The sequence below is a fragment of the Streptomyces sp. NBC_01445 genome (assembly GCF_035918235.1).
Taxonomy (GTDB): domain Bacteria; phylum Actinomycetota; class Actinomycetes; order Streptomycetales; family Streptomycetaceae; genus Streptomyces.
This window is the reverse complement of the sequence record NZ_CP109485.1, coordinates 1903772-1921638: the sequence shown is the minus strand read 5'-3', so window position 1 is coordinate 1921638 and position 17867 is coordinate 1903772. Positions and strand designations below refer to the sequence as shown.

Genomic DNA, 17867 nt, shown 5'->3' with positions numbered 1-17867 from the left:
AAGACCCGGAAATGCCCGGTAAGTAAAGCTCAGAGCATGTTTTGGGCGCCGCGGAACCCTGCATCGGCTGTGGTCCGGTAAGTCGTCCATAGCCGGTTGGATGAACGAGTGGAGAGTCGTTGCCGAGTAATGTCTGGCACGCCATCCGGCAATTCATCGAAACAAGGAGAAACACGGTGAGAAAACTGGCACGCGCCACCGCGACGGCCGCCCTGACCGTCGCAGCGATCGCCATCCCCCTGACGGGCACGGCCATGGCCTCCACCGCGACGGCCGCCCCGGCCCAAACCCACCGGCTCCTGCACAAGGCCGCCCTCCACAACGACGGCTGGTGCGGGGACTACCGGTACAACCGGCACCACCGCGGCCACTCCTGGAGCCGGTGGGGCGACAACTGCGGCTACCACAAGGACTGGAGGGGCTACCGCCACGTCAACTACCGCGACTACGACGACTACAGGAACTGTGACCGTGACTTCTGATCCGGTCTGATCGGGCCCGATGCGGGGCGCACCCGACGCGGGGCTCCCGGGAGTAACTCCCGGGAGCCCCGCGACCGTGTCCGGGATCAACTCCGGTAGACGGTCAGGACGGCTCCGCTCACCTCGATACGGCGTTCGTCGAGTTTCTCGCCGCAGTGCAGGGCGGACAGGCAGCTTCGGAACAGCCGCAGCTCCTCCGCGTCGAGCACCGCGGCGGCCAGGTTCAGCAGCTCGTCGAGGGCGGCAGGGGTGAGGGCCTCGGGGAGTTCGCCGGAGAGCAGGACCACCGGCTCTCCCGTTCTGTCGCGTACGACGGCGGTCGCGAACACTCCATGGACGACAAGCACGTAGACCCCCCTCTCTCCCTGGAGGCTTCGGGCGGTTCAACGCGACCCGTGCGACGAGAGGATAGCCCCAATGGAACGATTTTTACGGCGATCTGACGCTTCGCCACACAATGGACGCCCGTGCGGGGAAACCTCTAGCGGGGACCGCCGGGGGTGCTGCGCAGGAGGGACTCGATGAGTGCGGTGACGTGGCGTCGGTCGGCTTCGGACAGGCGCTGGACGCTGGCGATGAGGGTGGCGATCTCCGGGTCGGACGTGGTGTCGGCGGGGTCCTCGAAGTAGAGGTGGATTCCGCAGGCTTCGGCGGCGGCTCTGCGTACCGAGTCCAGGGGCAGTTCCAGTCCCCGGGCCAGCCCTTCGAGGGTGGCTTGCTGCGGCATACGGGCCACCTGCGCGACGGTCGCCAGGTGGTGAACGGTGGATCGCGGGATGCCGCCGCGCCGGGCCACGTCGCCATAGGACCAGCCCTGCTGCTCCAGCCGGCTCTTCACCAATTCCTGCAGTGCGTTGGCCACGAGATCGATTCTTCCTGCTAGCAAGGCGGTTGAGCAAACACTCTTGAACGGCTTGCCATCAGGTGCTACGAGGACTGGCGTCCAATATCGTTGGACACTCTGCCCGGCGGCACCACGACCGCTGGGTTCAACGCTTCGCCGCCTGCTCCGTCACGCCCGGCGCCCTCGCATCGCTGCCAGCCGCGTCACCTCCGGTCCCCCCTGCAGCAGCCCCTCCCCCCGCTCTTGGAACTCCCTCCCGCAGCACCGCCGCATCCGCCCCGGTCAGCCGCCGATACACCGGCTCGCCCGAGAACCGGGCCACGTCCACCGCCCCCGCCTCGGCGCCGAAGCCGACCCAGAGCCGAGCGGTTGTCGCGGTCGTCGGGCCGGGCAGCGGTCGCCGGCAGGTACGGCACCGCACGGCCCACATGTCCCGTACCGCCGTATGTCGCCCACGAACGACGAGGCCGAGTAGCGGCGGCGCAGTGCCACGCCCGCCTGGTGAACCCTTTCGCTTGGCCCAGGACCCTCCGTTGTCACCGACGTAGTCGGCGTATGGATCCTGGGCGCGGCACGGTCTCGCGGCAGCGCTGCGCACCGCCGCTGACCTGGACCGGGGCCGCGCCATGGCCGCGGCAGTCCGGGATGTCACCAGGACTGCTTCCTCCGGACCGAGCGATCCAGTATCAGTGTGGCCACCAATCAGGGGGAGGCCCCATGAGTCGGCTTCGCCGCCTAGCTCGCTGACATGGGCCGGCTACACGCCGGCTGGCCAAGGTCCTGGCCGGCTGCGGCGGTTGGCCGCCAGAGCCGGCCGCGCGCACCGCCCTTACTTGGTCGTGTGCGTGGGGTAGACCTGAACGTCGGTGTAGGCGCCCTTGATGTCTCCCGCGCCCGCGGGCCACTCCAGGGTCACGGTGTGGGTCTCGTTCGGGGGCGTCACCAGGATGTTGGTCGGGTGCGAGAGGCTGTTGCCGGTGTTGTCGATGTCGTAGGCGAGGTTGAAGACAGCGGCGTCGCCCGGCTTCAGGATGGTGACACGCGGCTGGGCGGGGCCGCGCTCGATGGGGTTCGAGGTGTTGTCGGTGTCCTTGATGTCGACGCCCGCGAAGCCCGTCGCCGAGCAGGTGGTCGAACCTCGGTTGATCATGGTGATGTTGATCCTGCCGGATTCCTCGTCCGGCGCTGCGTCCGTGGCGTCGATGGCCAGGTCCTCCGTCTTGCAGAACGTGACCTTGCTGCCGGTCCCCGTCGCGCCGTTCGCGGCTGCCTCTGCCTCGGCGCCCTCACCGGAGCCCGACTTTGCGTTGCTGGCTTCCGAGCCACCGGAGCCCGAGCCGTCCTCCGACTTCGAGCCACTGTCCGAGGACGAAGAGGACGAGGACGAGGAGCCCTTGGACGACGAGTCCTTCCCGGAGCCGTCGTTGCCGCAGGCGGTGAGCGAGAGGGTGGCGGCGACGCCGATGGCGGCGAGAGCGGTGATGCGGGTGTACTTCACGGTGTTCCCCCAGAACGAGCGTGGTGCATGCGGTCGGAAGTATTTGTATCTCGCACTGAGTTACAGGGGGTCGTCCGCCACGTCTTCGTTCTGTCACAGGCGTATTGACCTCACGGTCCGCCAAGGCGTCACACCGATTCTTCATAGGACCAGCGGTCGACGAGGAACAGAGTTGGCCCGCTCCTGGTCCGGATCTTGAGAGGCGGGATCCGGGGGATCTGGAAAGAATCCGGCACTAGGAGACCGTGGACGGGGACGCGATCGGCTACGTCGGGCCCGCGGCCCCGTACTGCTCTGACCGGGAAGGTTCGCCGCCGTCTGGTGAACCGGTGCATGCGGGATTGTCGGCCCGCCCCGTGTTACTGCGTGGGTGGTCGCTGCGGGGAGCGGAGTATGAGCAGGGTGATCTCGCTGGGGGCGAAGATGCGGAAGGGCGGGCCCCAGAAGCCGGTGCCGCGGCTGGTGTAGAGGAGGGTGCGGGTGCCGTGGCGGCTGAGTCCGGCGAGGGCGGGCTGGTCGATGCGGACGAGGTGGTGGAAGGGCCAGATCTGGCCGCCGTGGGTGTGGCCGGAGAGTTGGAGGTCGATGCCGTCGGCTGCGGCCCGGTCGATGAACTTGGGCTGGTGGGCCAGGAGCAGGACGGGCAGGTCGGGGTCGGCGCCGTTCAGGGCTCCGGCGAGGTGGGCGCGGTGGCCGGCCAGGCCGGAGGATTCGGCGGTGACGTCATCCACGCCGGCGACCACGAGGGTGTCGCCGCCGCGTTCGAGCAGCAGATGGCGGTTGCGCAGAGGCTCCCAACCCAGCTCGTCCATCAGGTCGACCCAGCCCTGGGCCTCGCTGTAGTACTCGTGGTTTCCAGTGACGTAGACCCGGGCCCGGGTGGCTCGCACGGTGGCGAGCGGGGCGGCCTGGGCGCGGCGGCGTTCGGCCGTGCCGTCCGCGATGTCGCCGGTGTGGCAGACCAGGTCGGCCTCGAGGGTGTTGACCGTCTCGCAGACCCGCGCAGACCAGCGGGCGCGGTCGAGCGGGCCGTAGTGGGTGTCGGTGATGAGGGCGACGCGCGTGCCGTCCAATCCGGCTCCCAGGCGCGGGAGTTGTACGTCGAGGTGGCGTACCCGCGGTACCCGGCGGGCCTCGGCGTATCCCCAGGCGAGCAGCACGGCGGCTACGCCGAGGACCGTCCAAGTGACGATCCGGGCCCGGTTCTGCCCGTCGCCCACGCCGGCCACGGTCAGGGCGAGGCGCAGCAGGACGCCGAGCAGGAGGGACCAGGTGAACAGGACCCAGCCGGCCCCGAGGAGGGTGTCTCCGACGATCGCCGCCCGGTCCTGCTGCCGCCGGCCGTGGCCGCGCACCATCGCGAGCGGCATCGCGATCAGGCCGAGGGCGAACAGGGCGGTGCCGGCCAGCGTGACAGGGAGCGGCCAGTGCTGGCCGGCGTGCAGCAGCACCCAGCAGGGCACGGCCCACAGCAAGATGGGAGCGATCAAAGGGATGTAGCGCATCAGGCGGCGCAGCAGGCTCTGCCTGGTCGCGTGCGCTGCACCGTCCGCGGATCGGGCCTCGCTGATGTCGGTCACGCTTACCTCCTCAGGTAACCAGACTGCCGACGCGGCACTTTATCCGGTCGTCCTGGAGGACGCCTTGCCGGTCATTGATCGAGCCAGACGAGCTGAACGTCGGCGCCGACACCGCTTGTTGCAGGTCACGAGGTGCCGTGGCGCGATCGCCCAGGGCGCGCCGTACGAACTGGTCGGCCTGCGCGGGGTTCTGTGCGAGCAGCGAGACGATCTCGACTGTCTCGAAGAAGGCCAGGTGATGGGCACCGTCGAGGAGTGGCGTCACCACTTTCCCGACGCTCGGCATCCGTGCCATGCCCCAGTTCCTGGGTGGCGCAGGCACTGGCATCGAGGGCTTTCGCCGTAGCGAATTGGAGCAACGGGTAGCCGATCCGGCGCCGCCTCGCGCTCCTGGCCTTGAACAGCGCCAGGTTCTTCCTCGTGCTTCGCCAGTGTTGTGCTTCAGCGCCTTCGTGCCGCGAACGGCAGAAGTATGGCGTTCGAGGCGGCCCTGGGGAAAACACTCGACGCGCAGGTCCATCCCCGCCACGTCCTCGTCCTTTACACTTTCGCCGTCACACAGCGTGAGGAGTGATGTGAGAAGCGTGATCGAAGTGCTGCGTAGTCCGCGGCGCCCCCTCGTGCTCGGCGCGGTGCTGACCGTCGCGCTCGCCGCACAGTCGGCTCTGCTCGTCGCCCAGCAAATGCAGATCGACGACCTGCGGATGCAGCCCGTCGACGTCCAGGCGAGCGTTAAACCTGGGCCTTCAGGGCCGTCTGGTCCCCCTGGTCCCTCGGGTCCCGTTGGTCCTATCGGCCCGGCAGGCAAGGACGGCACAGACGGGAAGGACGGGAAGGAGGGCACGAACGGGAGGGACGGCACGGCCGGGAAGGACGGGAAGGACGCTGTCGCTCCGCCAGCGCCAGATCCAAGTTAGACACTCGGCCGCACTGGCCGACTCCTCCGGCGTGCACTGGAGGGTGTTCCGCGCTTGCGCGGTGCCGGATAGTGCAGTCGGAGTTGTGGACAGCGCCCGGACGGGGTGCAGCGCCGCCGAGAGTGCCGGACGCACCGGTGGCACGGCGCGGGATCGTCAACCGGCCGTCGGGGGCCGTTCCCGGTCCGTCGCATTCATAGTGGTTGTGGCCTGAAAGCAGACCCCGAAGCCCGTGACACATCGTGGGCCGCTCCGCGCGCCGAAGGGGCGCCCGAAGTAGGTGAACATGGTTCCGCACCGCCTGCGCTGCGCCCGTGACGTGCTTCAGCCCCTCCCCGCAGTGATCGGCAGAAGTGGTGTGTCCGGTCGCCCCGGGAAGGACGCTCGACGTAGAGGTCCGCCCTTGCCGCGCACTTGCCCTTTGCTCCTTGTCATCACATAACGTGAGGAATGATGTGGAAAGTATGAAAGAGGCGTGGCGTAGCCCGCGACGCCGCCTTGCAATCGGCGCAGCGCTGACCGTCATGCTCGTCGCGCAGGCAGTTGTGATCGTCGCCCACCAGCAGCAGATCGACGAACTCCAAGCGCGGCGCATTGCCCTCCAGGGGAACAGCGTTCAGCAGGGTCTGCCAGGCCCGCCCGGCCCCTCCGGCCCCTCCGGCGAGCCTGGCCCTACCGGCCCGACAGGGATGCCGGGGTGGCATGGGCGAGACGGTCATCACGGCCCACCGGGGCGCGACGGAAGGAGAGGGAGGCATGGCAGGAACGGGGTGGTTATCTACTTGAGGCCGTGCCGCCATGCGGCCGCCTGTGCCCGCTGCTCCTCAGGGCTGTCACCGGTCATTACGCGTCCCAATCACCAGCCGCCTAGGTCAGCCCGAGGTCCGCGAGCCGCTGGAGTTTGTCGTCGGTGAGTTTGTCCCGCCGGCTCTTGGTGTTGGTCAGCCACACTCCGCGCCTGACCTCGGTCCCGTCTTCCAGCTGTTCTATGTGTCCCCTGCCGCGCCTCGGCGCAGTCCGGCCGCCGGGCCAGGTCCGCGCCCGGAGCGGCCGGGCGACCGTCTCGGGAGAGCTCCGTGTGCCATCCCGCCCTGCTCCTGCCGACGCGTTGCTGCCTCCCCCTTCGTGCGGGTGCGTTGGCCGCATCGGATGGCGCCATCCGAGTGTGCTGCGGCGGTGTCGGGCCGCGATCGCCGGACTGATTGTCCATGCTGAGCCCCGGACCAGCACCATGCCCAGCGAAGGGGTGTTTAGCATGCCGAACGACTCAGTCGCACGCTTCCTGGCGGCCCTGGCGCCTGAGGACAGAGAGACCGTCGTGGCCAGGCCCGGGGAGGAGCAGGAGCGGCTCGCCGCAGCCTGGGAACGGGAGTTGGAGGGGGATGACGAGCTTGACGTCCTCGACGAGCTCTCCCCGCCGGCAGCCGAGGCTGAGGCGGCTCGCCGCGTCCTTCGGCAGGAGTCGGACTGACCCGTCTGATGGACCGTCGAGCGGTAGTAAGAAGCTGTGTCAGATCCGCTGATCTGTGACGGTGAGTGACATGCCTGAGCTGTGGCTCAGTAGGCTTGTTCGCCGACCAAAGGAGCGCTGCGCATGAGCTACCGCCTGAAGGTGATCACCCGCGAGGAACATCTGGCCTTCGTCACGACCTGCCCCTCGGTGAGCCACATGCAGGTTCCCTCGTGGGGGGACGTGAAGCCGGACTGGCGGGCGGAAAGCCTGGGTTGGTTCGACGATGACGATCGCCTCGTCGGCGTGGGACTGGTGCTGTTGCGACCGTTGCCGAAGCTGAAGCGGTACCTCGCTTACCTGCCCGAAGGGCCGGCCATCGACTGGGCAGCCACGGATCTGAAGTTGTGGCTGGAGCCGATGCTCGCGTATTTGAAGGAGCGGGGCGTGTTCTCGGTGAAGATGGGGCCGCCCGTCGTCGCCCGCCGCTGGAGTGCCGAGGCGGTCAAGGCCGCGATCGCCGACCCTCAGGCCCGGCAACTGCGGGACGTGGAAGCCACCGCGCACGAGCCGCGGGCCTTCGACCTCGCCGACCAGTTGCGCCGGATGGGCTGGCAGCAGACCGAGCCTGGGGGTGAGGACGGCTTCGCCGCGGGCCAGCCGCGCTACGTCTTCCAGGTCTCCTTCGCCGGGCGCACCCTGGAGGAGGTCCAGCGCGACTTCAACCAGCAGTGGCGACGCAACATCAAGAAGGCCGACAAAGCCGGCGTCAAGGTGGTCCAGGGCGGCTACGAGGATCTGACCACCTTCTATGCCCTCTACGTCGAGACCGCCAAGCGGGACCGGTTCATCCCCCGCCCGCTGGCCTACTTCCAGCGAATGTGGACCGTACTGCGGGCTGAGCGTGAAGACCGCATGCGCCTCTACCTCGCCCATCACGAGGGTGAGGTACTGGCAGCCGCCACGATGCTCACCGTCGGTGAGCACGTCTGGTACTCCTACGGTGCTTCCACCAGCCGCAAGCGCGAGGTCCAGCCGAACAACGCCATCCAGTGGCGGATGATGTGCGACGCCTACGAACTCGGCGCGAGCATCTACGATTTCCGCGGTATCACCGACACCCTGGACGAGGACAATCACCTGCTGGGGCTGCTCCGGTTCAAGGCCGGCGCTGGCGGCCAGGCCGTCGAGTATCTCGGCGAGTGGGACTATCCGCTCAACAAGGTCCTGCACAAGGCCCTCGACCTTTACATGTCTCGCCGTTGAGGATCAGCGGCCGACATGTGGGTGCGCAGGGTGCTGACACCAGGTCAGCGCGGAGCTGCAGAGGCCGGCCGGGTGCCCCTCGGTCGAGTTCGGATGCGTATCGGTGTGGGCTTGCTGACTGATGTGCGCTGGCGCGTACGGCGGTCGGCACCTCAAAAACGACAACTTTGCCGTGTGGGTTCGTGACAACCCCTGGAGGCCTGATGAGCCAGCAGCCGGTCCTTGTGCCTTACGGCGATCCGGCCTTCATGGCGGATCCCTTCCCGTTCTACCGGCAGCTGCGCGAGGACGGCCCGGTACGGCGCGCCGTCCTCGCCGGTGGCATCGAGGCATGGCTGGTCACACGCTATGAAGACGGTCTCGCAGCCCTCTCCGACTCGCGGCTGAGCAGCGACGTCCGCGATGCCTCGGACCCCCGGCTCCTCGAGCGGCTGCCCGCCACGGAGCGCGAGTCAATGCTGCGCACCATGCTCCGCTCCGACCCGCCCGACCACACCCGCCTGCGCCGACTGGTCTCCAAGGCGTTCACCGCCCGCAGGGTGGCCGAGCTGCGGCCACGCGTCCAGGAGATCACCGACGGGTTGCTCGACGCGATCGTGCCCGCAGGCAAGGCCGAACTCGTCGAGGACTTCGCGCTGCCCCTTCCCGTCACTGTGATCAGCGAACTGCTCGGAGTGCCCGTCGCCGACCGGAACGACTTCCACCGGTGGACCGACGACATGATCCTTCAAGGAGCCGAGCCGCCGGACCCGGCCCGGATGGACCGAGCGTGGCGGCAGATGCGCTCGTACCTGACCGGACTCCTCCAGGACAAGCGAGCTCGGCCCGGTGACGACCTGATCAGCGCGCTGATCGCCACCCGGGACGAGGAGCACCAGCTGGACGAGGACGAGCTGATCGCCATGGCTTTCCTGCTGCTGGTGGCCGGATACATCACCACGGTCAACCTGATCGGCAGCGGTATCGCCGCATTGCTCGCCCACCCCGACCAGCTGCAGATGCTGCGGGACGATCCGGAACTGCTGCCCGGCGCTATCGAGGAGTTCCTGCGCTACGACGGACCGGTCAACCCCGGCATCGCCCGGTTCGCGCGCGAGGACGTCGCCATCGCGGGAGTGGCGATCCCACGCGGCGCGACCGTGCTGGTCGCCTCAGCCATCGCCGACCGCGACCCGGCGCAGTTCCCGGACCCCGATCGCCTGGACATCACCCGGCAGGACAACGCGCACCTCGCCTTCGGGCACGGCATCCACTACTGCCTGGGGGCGCCGCTGGCCCGGCTCGAGGGCCAGATCGCCATGGGAACCGCCCTGCGCCGCCTGCCTCACCTCAGCCTGGCCGTGCCGTCCAGCGAACTGCGATGGCGCTCGGGCGGTCTGCGCGGCCCCGAACAGCTGCCCGTCACGTTCACCTCCGACGCTTCCAGCTGACTGCACCACACGGACGTCTTCGTGTCCCACCGATCACGGCAGATGGCTGCTCGTTGCACGTGTGCTCTGCGCCCGCCCAGTCGCTTATGTGGCCGCCGAGACGGACATTTCGAGGGGCATCGCGCACACATGGGTGCGCCGGTAGAGGGCGGAACGCCACCCTGCCGGCCGCAGACTGCTATCGCTGCCACGCCGCACTCGGAGGCGAGCCCCCCCATCAGCCGTGTGAGCAACCCTGCGGGACTATGCACCTAGGAGTCCGGCGAACTGCGACAGAACGAGCACCGCAGCCGAAGTCGCCGCGACAGGCGACGCCTTCAGGACGGCCGTCCGGGCCGAGCCACAGTGAGCCGGGCCCGGCAACGCCCAGCCCGGCACGCTGCGGTCATGTGGTCTTGATGTCGTCCACCCGCTCGCCCTCCGCCTGGGACGGTTCGGTCCTGGGGACGTCCGGGTGCTGGGCTGTACGCTCAGCCGGCTCGTCGCGCTCGCCCTCAGCTTGGGAGGGTGTGTGAGAGTACAGCCAGGTGTCATAATCCGAGGCTTCGGACTTCATGGCGGGCCTCCCTGGGTCGCTCATCTCCCATGCTCCTCCGTCGGCCCCGGCAGGGCGAGACCAGCCGGCACTGCATCTCGCGTCCCAAGCCAATGAAGCTGCCGGATGCGCAGTCCAGCCGATCCCCGGCGGTACTGAAATTCGCCGGCATCTCTGCAGCCGATCACACTCAGGGGTTCCCAGGACGCCTCAACTCACGCTGTTGCCGACGCCGCGAGAGCTTTTCCAACTGCGTAGATAGCAGTGGGTGACCGCTCGAGGTGCAGGGGGTGACGAGGCCTGTTTCGCTGGTGTGGCCCGCTCTTCCTCATCACCCAAGGAGTGATCATGAGCGCTGCAGGCGAGACCGGTCGTGCCCAGCAGATGCGTGCTAAGGCTCAGGACCTGGAACAGGCCGCGGAACGCGCCACTGACCCGCAGGAGCGTCAGCGTCTGAAGGACAAGGCCCGCCAGCTCAAGGAGCAGAGCGAGCACGTAGGCGGTACGGGCAAGCCGGACATCGACCCGACGATGTAGTCCCGGTAGTTCCGAGCACAGACGCCGGCCGGCGGCCAACCTCCGTGGCTTTCTGACACGCGAGAGGCCCCCGGCCGGTCACTGCTGTCTCCGCTCAGTCGCCCGCGCCCACGCGCCCACGCGCCCACGCGCCCACGCGCCCTCGCACCGCCGGGCCGCAGCAAGCCGCGCACCCTGCCCCTGCCGATAACCTCATCTGTGCAGGTGGGAGGGCTTCGGGCAGTCATGGGCTCTCCGTTGGATGACGTCGGCGGCGATGCCACTGCCGGCTGCGTGCGGGGCATCGGCCCCGAAGCGCCGAGCCGGGGTCGAGGCTCAGCGCACCGGGAAGCCGAAGGAGTAGCCCTGTTCCTTGAGTTGGGGGAGAGTGCGGCGCAGGGCTTCGACGGTCTGGGCGCGGTCGCCGCCCGCGTCGTGGAAGAGGACCGTCGGTCCGTTGGGCAGCTCCCGTTCGACGGTGGCGACGATGGTGTCCGTACCCGGACGCTCGAAGTCCTTGCTGTCCACGTTCCAGCCCAGCGGCCGCATGCCCCGGGAGGCGGCGAGCTTGCGGCTGTAGGGAGTGAAGGCTCCACCGGGTGCCCGGTAGTACATCGGCCGTACGCCCCCGGACGCCTTGGTGATCATGCGTTCGGCATCGAGGATCTGCTGCGACTGGTAGGTCTCGGACTTCTTGTCCATGGCGGTGTCGTGAGACACCGAGTGGTCGCACAGCCGATGCCCGGCCGCGACGACCTTCTTCACGAGATCCGGGTGCGCCTGGGCCTGCGGGCCCACCATGCAGAACGTGGCCTTCACCTCGAACTCCCGCAGCACGTCGAGCACTTGGGGGGTCCATTCCGGGTCGGGGCCATCGTCGATGGTGATGTTGATGCCGTGGGTCCCCGCGTCCGAGGCGTGTGCGATGGTCACCGCGGTCGGTCTCACGTCGCCGCCCGGTGTGGCCGGGGCCGCCGCCTCAGGTGACGAGCCGTCCGCGGCACCGGCCTGCGCGGTCCACACCGAAGCACTGGTGGCGAGCAACGTCACCCCGAGCGCGGCCCCCACCACCTTGCTGTTCCAGCCCCGCCCGTTGCTCCGCCGCGCCATGTCCGTCCCCTTCACGCAGTGCCTCACCGGTCCCGATCGCCTTGCGATCACTGGGCAGGACGAGACGCACGGGCCCACGGCTGCATCCGTTACCGATCACGGACAAGTCCGGGAAGGTTCGCGGACAACTCCTGCGGCCCGGCAGCAGAAGAGGAAGCCACAACGCCGACGGCGTCATTGGGTCGGTTGTGTTGTGTTCTTCAGCGGATTCTTGCGAGGAACCCTGGGCGTTTACGCCCGGGAGGAATCGCATCCACGGGGTGCGACGCGGAGCGTCGCCGTGACGTGCCGCAGGCCATCACGGCCGCGGAGCGGCCCGGGGCGTTCCGGCGGAGCCGGGCCACGGCGGTGTGCGCGGGCAGGGCCGGAGCGGGTATCGCTCGTTCGGGTGAGGCGGGGCGAACGTGTGGTGGGTCTTCGTCCGGGTGTATAGGTTCGCTGCTCGTGAAGCTGGTGGTGCGGGTGAAGCTGCTGCCGACGCCCGTACAGGCGGCGGCACTTGAGGCGACCCTGCACGCCTGCAACCAAGCGGCGACCTGGGCGGCCGGGGTCGCTTTCGAGGAAAACGCGCGACGTCCACTGGAGCTCCGCAAGCACACCTATGCCGAGATCCGGGCCAGGTGGGGCCTAGGCGCGCAGGCCGCCCAGCACGCCATCAAGAAATCCTGCGATGCCTACACCACCTTGAAGGCGAACCTGCGTAACGGCCGCTACGGGCGGCCCGGTTCCAGGCGGCACGCCCGCGCCTCGGGCAAGCCGGTGGTCTTCCGGCCCCAGGCGGCGCAGCCTTACGACGACCGGATGCTGTCCTGGCAGCACCAGGCACGCACGGTATCGATCTGGTCCATGGCAGGCCGGCTGAAGGGCGTGCGGTTCACCGGGCAGGCCGGGCAGCTGGAGGTCCTAGCTGCGCACCGCCAGGGTGAGTCCGACCTGGTGTGCCAGGGCGGGAAGTGGTTCTTGATCGCGACCTGCGAGATCGCCGAAGCCGCCACGAACGCCCACCCGGCCGGGTTCCTCGGCGTCGACCTGGGGATCGTGAACATCGCGGTCACCTCCGACGGCGAGCGCCACTGCGGGCGTCGGATCAACCGCAAGCGCGAGAGTGACCGGAAGCTGCGTTCCAAGCTGCAGAAGAAGCAGACCAAGTCCGCCAAGCGGCGGGCGAAGAAGTACGCGGGCAAGGAAGCCCGGCGGAACAAGGACATCAACCACAAGATTTCGAAGCGGATCGTGGCGGAGGCTGAACGCACCGGTCGCGGGATCGCCCTGGAAGAACTCACGGGCATCCGCGAGCGGGCACGGCTGAGAAAGCCCCAACGCACCACGCTCCACTCCTGGCCCTTCGCCCAGCTCGGCTCCTTCATCGCCTACAAAGCGAAGCGGGCCGGGGTGCCCGTCGTCTACGTCGACCCGGCCTACACCAGCCAGGAATGCTCCCAGTGCCATCACACCGCACGCGCAAACAGGCCCGCCCAGGCCGCCTTCGCGTGCCGGGTCTGCGGCTTCGTTGAGCACGCGGACCACAACGCGTCCCACAACATCCGCCAACGCGGCTGGATGGTGTGGGTCTGCGGGGCTCAGTCAACGGCCCCTGAACTCACCCTCATCGCGTGAGAACTGGACGCAGCCGAACCCATCACAGCCAGTGATGACTCGAGCAGCAAGCCCGGTCGTTTCACGACCGGGTAGTTGACAGAGGGCCCGGCTCAACAGGCCTGTCAGGTCACGCCAGTTGAGCGTGCGCCGCTCTCCGGCGCGTAGAAGGGCACCGTCATGCCGCAGCACACGCACCGCCTTCGCTCGACGGCAACTGGAAGTCCATGTACGTCGACCGACGACGGTGACGGGGGCCCCGGTGCCGTGCGTCTGGCAGAAGCTCCGTGAACATGTGTCGGGGGTGGGCGGTGCCGGCCATCGCATTGCTGGAGAGGTGAGTTGAGGTCGTCGGTGTGCGGCATGCCCACCGACGACCCGGCCATGAACGTCACCCGCAGCCGCCTCGGACGGGCCTCACCCGTCAAGCTTCCTCACTCAACCCGGGCGCGGTCTCTACCAGAAACGGGCTCAGCGCCGCTGTGCCTGGCCTGGAATCGGCGCGGCCGACGGCCGCCACTCTCGCCTGATCAATCCGAACACCCACGAGTCGGACACTTCGCCGTTCACGACGCAGTCTTCCCGCAACGTCCCTTCACGCATGAATCCGATCTTCTCCAGGACCCGGGCAGATGCCACGTTGCGCGTGTCGGTCTCGGCCTGGACTCGATTCAGGTCCAGTGTGTCGAATGCCCACTGCAGCAGGGCGTGTGCCGCCTCCGTCGCGTAGCCGTGGCCCCACATGGCCTCGGCGAGGCAGTAGCCCAACGACGCGCTGCGGTAGTCCGGGTTCCATTCGGCCAGAACGCACCAGCCGACGAAGGCCCCGTCAGAAGCACGGTCGATGGCCACCCGCGCCCCGGTGCCTTCGTCCGCCATCGTCCGGCACATCGCGATGAAACGCTCGGCGCGGGCCCGGTCGGTCCACGGCGGGGAGTCCCAGTAGCGCATTACGTAGGTGCTGCTGTGCAGCGCGAACAGGGGGTCCGCGTCGGCGTCGGTGAAGGGTCGCAGTCGCAGGCGAGCGGTGTGCAGTTTGGGGGTGGCCAAAGTCATGCGCACCATCTTGTGTCGTGATGGGGCGGGCAGAACACCGAATATCCGATCACGGTCCGGCCCTCACGACCAGGGCACCGCCTGCCAGCAGATCGTGCATGCCTTCCACCAGCACCCCCGACCAGACATTCAAGGTCTGCGAACGGCACGACTGCTCGGCCTACCCACTGGCGGCCCAGACATGAACGTCACCCGCAGCCGCCTCGGACGCCAAGGCTTCCTCACCCAACCGCGCAAGGCCACCCCTAGAAACGGACTTAACGCCCTCTAAGTCTCGAGGGGCCGGGGGGCGCGGCTGCGGCCTCCCCGGTGATCCGCTCCAGGTCTGTCATCAGCGCGTCCAGCCACGAGACGGCCGCGTAGTACACCCGCGGCGCGCCCGGCGGCTCCACCGCGAAACCGTCGAAGTCGGGGTCCCGCAGCGGCACCGGGGCCTGCGGGGTGTCGCCGCCCGGATCGAGCCGCGCAGACACCAGCAGCATCCGCCCGGCCACCCGGTCCCCGAGGCGGGACACGGCCGCCGACGGCTCCAGCTCCAGGGGCGGTACGACGATTCGCTCGGCCGGCACCAGCAGCCGGTCGGCTCCCCACAGGGTGTGGTGGGCGGCCATCAGAGTCGCCTGCCAGTCCTGGGAGCCGTCCTGGCCGGCGGGTTCGTGGGGGCCTGTCGAGTCCTGCGGATCCTTGCCGGGGCGGGCGGCGGTCAGGCTCTTGGGCTCGCTCTGGAACTGCGCGTACGCCGACTCCGCCATGACCAGCGAGTGCTGCAGCGAGTGGTGGCCCGGCGCGGCTTTCACCGGCGCCCGTACCCCGCCCGCGGCCACCTGGGCGCTGGTCGCCACCACGTTCTCCGCCGCGCCGCGCAGCAGTACTGCCATCGACCGCCGCAGTTCGTCGTGGGCCCCCCTCGGCCAGGCGAGCAGCCCGAAGACAGCGCCGATCGCGCTGCCGGTCAGCACGTCCAGCAGCCGGAACTCGGCAAGCTGCCACGTCGTGGGCGCCAGCTGTGCGAACGCCAGGGCGACCACCAGCGTGAACATCGCCTGGGCCCAGCCGATGCCCTTGACCGGCCCCAGCGTGAACGTGATCAGCATCAGCGGCGGCAGCACCGCCGCGTACACGGCGATATTGGTCCCTACCAGCGTGAGCAGCCCGGCCACGATCAGCGCGCCGACCAGGGTCCCGGTCAGCGCCACCCGTACCGTCGACCGGGTCTCCCGTACGGTGGTCCGGGTCAGAGTCAAGGTCGCCAGCAGCACCCAGAAGCCGTGCGGCAGCGTGTCCACCCCCGCGATCAACCGGGCCGCGGCGAGGGCCAGGCTGACCCGTACCGCGTTCTGGAAGAACACCGACCGGGCGCCCGCGTGCCCCACCATCCGCCACCACCACAGCTGCGGCGCGCGCTTCCGGGCGTACCAGAACCGGCCCGGGGCCGCCTGTGCCGCGCCTGCCCGGCCCCCTACGGCGATGGCCGCCGCCGTGGACATCGCCAGCGCGGCGTCCGCGAGCTCCAGCACCGCCGCGTGCCGGCGCAGCGCGGCCGGCGTGGCATCCGCCTCCGGGCCGGCCGCCAGGGAGGTTCGGGCCCGCAGCAGCTCGGCGTGCGCGTTCCCGGCGGCGGGGGCCCGACCCCGCAGGCGGTCGGCCGTCTCGCGGGCCGTGTCCCGCACCGCGCGCAGTACGACCAGCCAGACCTCGGACTCGGCCGGCCCGGGATTCCACTGCGGGGGAGCGGTCAGCCGCGCCAGCAGGGTGCGCGTGGCCAGGCCGGTGTGGGCCAGGCCCCGGTCCCGCACGCTCGGCCCGGCCGGCCGTTCGGCCTCCGGCACCTGCGAGGACCGCAGCGCGCTACTGGCGGCCTGGGCCTCCTGCGCCGTCCGGGCGGTGACCGCGTACGGCGGCCCGGTCAGCTCCTCGGCACACCGCCGGGCGCTGTCGGCGGCCCGCGCGGCCAGCTCCCGGTAGGGGACGGTGGGAGGATCCGGCAGCAGGAACGTCTCCGCGAGCACGAGGAACACGATGCCCACCGAGGCTCCGGCCAGCCGGACGCCGAGCGAGCCGGGGTCGTAGGGCGGGAACGACGGCAGGATGTACATCAGCTGGAGCCCGGGCGCGGCCCCCGCCGGGCGCGGGCCGCCCACCGCGGAGAAGGCCAGCGCGAAGCCGACCACCAGCATCCCCACCGTCGCGCTCCAGGTCTGCACCGACAGGTAGGTGCCGACGGTGATCAGCACCAGGCAGATCGGCAGCAGCCGCGCCACCACCGCGGCGCGCTGCCGGCCTGTCCCGGGGATGTGCGACAGTCCCGCCAGCGACACCGCGGCGAACAGCGCGTAGGTCGCTCCTTCGGCCGAGCCGAAGCCGTACAGGAACAGGTAGAACCCGGCGCCGGCGGCCACCGTGACCCGCACGGAGCGGCGGGCCGCCGCCCGGTAGGCGGCGGGCAGCCGGACCCGGGGAACGCCACCGGTACCACCCATGCCACCAGGATCACCCCGAGCCGTGCGGGCCGCCCGCCCGGGAGGTCAGCCGACCTGGAGCCCGCCCATCCGGCTCAAGCCGTCGGCGCTCTCGATCGTCGCGCGTCCCGATCCGCAGGCACCTGTCGAACCGGGCCGTCGACGAGGTGACCCGGCAGGAGAGTGCGGCCACGGACACGCCGGTGTCGACCGGTGAGGGAGAAACGCCGGGTGAGCACTGCCCAGCCCGTGAACGTCGGACAATTGACCCATGAATTGGGCTACAAAGTGCACCCCACGACAGGTCTATCTGCTCTATAGAGTTGCGTTCACAAGGCGCCGGGAGAGCCCGAAGCCGCAGCTCAGAGGCAGGATCAACCATCATGAACGCGCAGACCGCACCCAAGGCCGTCCTCACCCGTGCCGCCACCGCCGAGACCACTGCGGACCCCAGCAGCGTGATGACACTGCTCGCGGACTACGGCACGGACGGCAGCGCTCTCACCAGCTACCGCTCCACCTTCGCGAAGGGGGCGGTCGGTGCTCCCGCGCACTTTCACACCAAGGCGTCCGAGCTGTTCTTCGTCTTGGACGGCGCCTTGCGCGTGCTGATCGATGACGAGGTCAAGGTTTTGGAGAAGGGCGACTTCCTGCTGGTGCCGCCGCATACTCCGCACGCCTTCGCCGCGGCCCCGGGCCGCGAGGCGGATGTGCTGTTCGTCTTCAGTCCGGGCATGCCGCGCTTCGACTACCTGCGCCTGCTGGGCCGTGTGATGCGCGGCGAGGCCGGTTTCGAGGAGATCAAGGACTCTTCGGAGCTGTACGACAACCACTACGTCGACAGCCCTGTCTGGCAGGCCGCCCTTCAGGACGCCAAGTAACTCTGCGTGGCTGCTCAGCCCTTCAGGCCCGGCGACGTGATCCCGCCCCCGAAGCGGCCGCTGCGATCACCACCGCCACCCCGGGATCAACGACAGCACAACTCCCGTGAGAGCTAGGGAGATTGACCCGGTCCCGAGACTGCCCTGCAGGGAGCCAGGTCCAGCGGCATCGGGAAGCTCTGGTTGCTCGTCTCCAGGATGAGCGGCCGAAAGAACTCGAAGCGTGGTGCGCATGTGGTGCGCCCTG

Annotated in this window: 17 protein-coding genes and 1 pseudogene; 7 read left to right on the top strand and 11 right to left on the bottom strand. The window is 69.2% G+C overall.

All coding sequences use genetic code 11. The features are described from left to right. Positions 1–176: 176 nt before the first annotated feature. Positions 177–482 (top strand): hypothetical protein, encoded by a 306-nt coding sequence (locus OG574_RS08950; RefSeq protein WP_326772699.1) that lies wholly within the window; start codon positions 177–179, stop codon positions 480–482. Positions 483–568: 86 nt separating this feature from the next. On the opposite strand, the gene OG574_RS08945 is transcribed toward OG574_RS08950, so the two are convergent. From OG574_RS08945 to OG574_RS08920, 6 genes are all read right to left on the bottom strand, one after another. Continuing rightward, a complete protein-coding gene (locus OG574_RS08945) occupies positions 569–829 on the bottom strand; it encodes a hypothetical protein (RefSeq protein ID WP_100592710.1) in 261 nt (86 codons plus the stop codon). Between the two features lie 134 nt (positions 830–963). Further along, positions 964–1344 carry a helix-turn-helix domain-containing protein gene (locus tag OG574_RS08940; protein WP_326772698.1) on the bottom strand — a complete coding sequence of 127 codons (381 nt, stop codon included), beginning with the start codon at positions 1342–1344 and terminating at the stop codon, positions 964–966. Between the two features lie 811 nt (positions 1345–2155). Further along, positions 2156–2824, bottom strand: a complete 669-nt coding sequence (locus OG574_RS08935) for a DUF4232 domain-containing protein (RefSeq protein WP_326772697.1) — start codon at positions 2822–2824, stop codon at positions 2156–2158. A gap of 359 nt (positions 2825–3183) precedes the next feature. Beyond that, positions 3184–4404, bottom strand: coding sequence for a metallophosphoesterase (locus OG574_RS08930; protein WP_326772696.1), 1221 nt, complete (start codon positions 4402–4404; stop codon positions 3184–3186). A 10-nt stretch (positions 4405–4414) separates the two neighbouring features. Then, a complete protein-coding gene (locus tag OG574_RS08925; protein ID WP_326772695.1) occupies positions 4415–4699 on the bottom strand; it encodes a hypothetical protein in 285 nt (94 codons plus the stop codon). 1056 nt (positions 4700–5755) lie between these two features. Then, positions 5756–5905: a hypothetical protein gene (locus OG574_RS08920; protein ID WP_326772694.1), complete on the bottom strand. Its 150-nt coding sequence runs from the start codon at positions 5903–5905 to the stop codon at positions 5756–5758. 671 nt (positions 5906–6576) lie between these two features. Here OG574_RS08920 and OG574_RS08910 point away from each other — a divergent pair. The 3 genes from OG574_RS08910 (at position 6577) to OG574_RS08900 (ending at position 9467) form a co-directional block, all read left to right on the top strand. After that, entirely contained in the window at positions 6577–6792 is a 216-nt protein-coding gene (locus OG574_RS08910) for a hypothetical protein (protein ID WP_116502155.1), read from the top strand. A gap of 123 nt (positions 6793–6915) precedes the next feature. Beyond that, entirely contained in the window at positions 6916–8037 is a 1122-nt protein-coding gene (locus OG574_RS08905) for a lipid II:glycine glycyltransferase FemX (protein WP_326772693.1), read from the top strand. Positions 8038–8240: 203 nt separating this feature from the next. After that, on the top strand, positions 8241–9467 hold the full coding sequence (locus OG574_RS08900) for a cytochrome P450 family protein (RefSeq protein ID WP_326772692.1): 1227 nt from the start codon (positions 8241–8243) through the stop codon (positions 9465–9467). Between the two features lie 385 nt (positions 9468–9852). Here OG574_RS08900 and OG574_RS08890 read toward each other — a convergent pair whose 3' ends face one another. After that, positions 9853–10023: a hypothetical protein gene (locus OG574_RS08890; RefSeq protein ID WP_326772691.1), complete on the bottom strand. Its 171-nt coding sequence runs from the start codon at positions 10021–10023 to the stop codon at positions 9853–9855. Between the two features lie 327 nt (positions 10024–10350). Between OG574_RS08890 and OG574_RS08885 the strand changes: the two genes are divergently transcribed. Next, entirely contained in the window at positions 10351–10539 is a 189-nt protein-coding gene (locus OG574_RS08885; RefSeq protein WP_326772690.1) for a DUF6381 family protein, read from the top strand. Positions 10540–10854: 315 nt separating this feature from the next. Here OG574_RS08885 and OG574_RS08880 read toward each other — a convergent pair whose 3' ends face one another. Then, the gene (locus OG574_RS08880; RefSeq protein WP_326772689.1) at positions 10855–11628 is read right to left on the bottom strand and encodes a polysaccharide deacetylase family protein; all 774 of its coding nucleotides are present in this window, start codon (positions 11626–11628) and stop codon (positions 10855–10857) included. Positions 11629–12072: 444 nt separating this feature from the next. On the opposite strand from OG574_RS08880, the gene OG574_RS08875 reads away from it, so the two are divergent. Continuing rightward, positions 12073–13245, top strand: a complete 1173-nt coding sequence (locus tag OG574_RS08875; RefSeq protein WP_326772688.1) for an RNA-guided endonuclease InsQ/TnpB family protein — start codon at positions 12073–12075, stop codon at positions 13243–13245. A 450-nt stretch (positions 13246–13695) separates the two neighbouring features. On the opposite strand, the gene OG574_RS08870 is transcribed toward OG574_RS08875, so the two are convergent. Both OG574_RS08870 and OG574_RS08865 read right to left on the bottom strand, forming a co-directional pair. Then, the gene (locus OG574_RS08870) at positions 13696–14280 is read right to left on the bottom strand and encodes a GNAT family N-acetyltransferase (RefSeq protein ID WP_326778409.1); all 585 of its coding nucleotides are present in this window, start codon (positions 14278–14280) and stop codon (positions 13696–13698) included. Positions 14281–14537: 257 nt separating this feature from the next. Next, positions 14538–16760, bottom strand: a complete 2223-nt coding sequence (locus tag OG574_RS08865) for an FUSC family protein (RefSeq protein WP_326772687.1) — start codon at positions 16758–16760, stop codon at positions 14538–14540. A 362-nt stretch (positions 16761–17122) separates the two neighbouring features. On the opposite strand from OG574_RS08865, the gene OG574_RS08860 reads away from it, so the two are divergent. Further along, entirely contained in the window at positions 17123–17620 is a 498-nt protein-coding gene (locus OG574_RS08860; RefSeq protein ID WP_326772686.1) for a cupin domain-containing protein, read from the top strand. Between the two features lie 81 nt (positions 17621–17701). On the opposite strand, the pseudogene OG574_RS08855 reads toward OG574_RS08860, so the two are convergent. Beyond that, positions 17702–17838, bottom strand: a pseudogene (locus OG574_RS08855) (carbohydrate ABC transporter permease); the annotation flags it as partial. Positions 17839–17867: the final 29 nt, after the last annotated feature.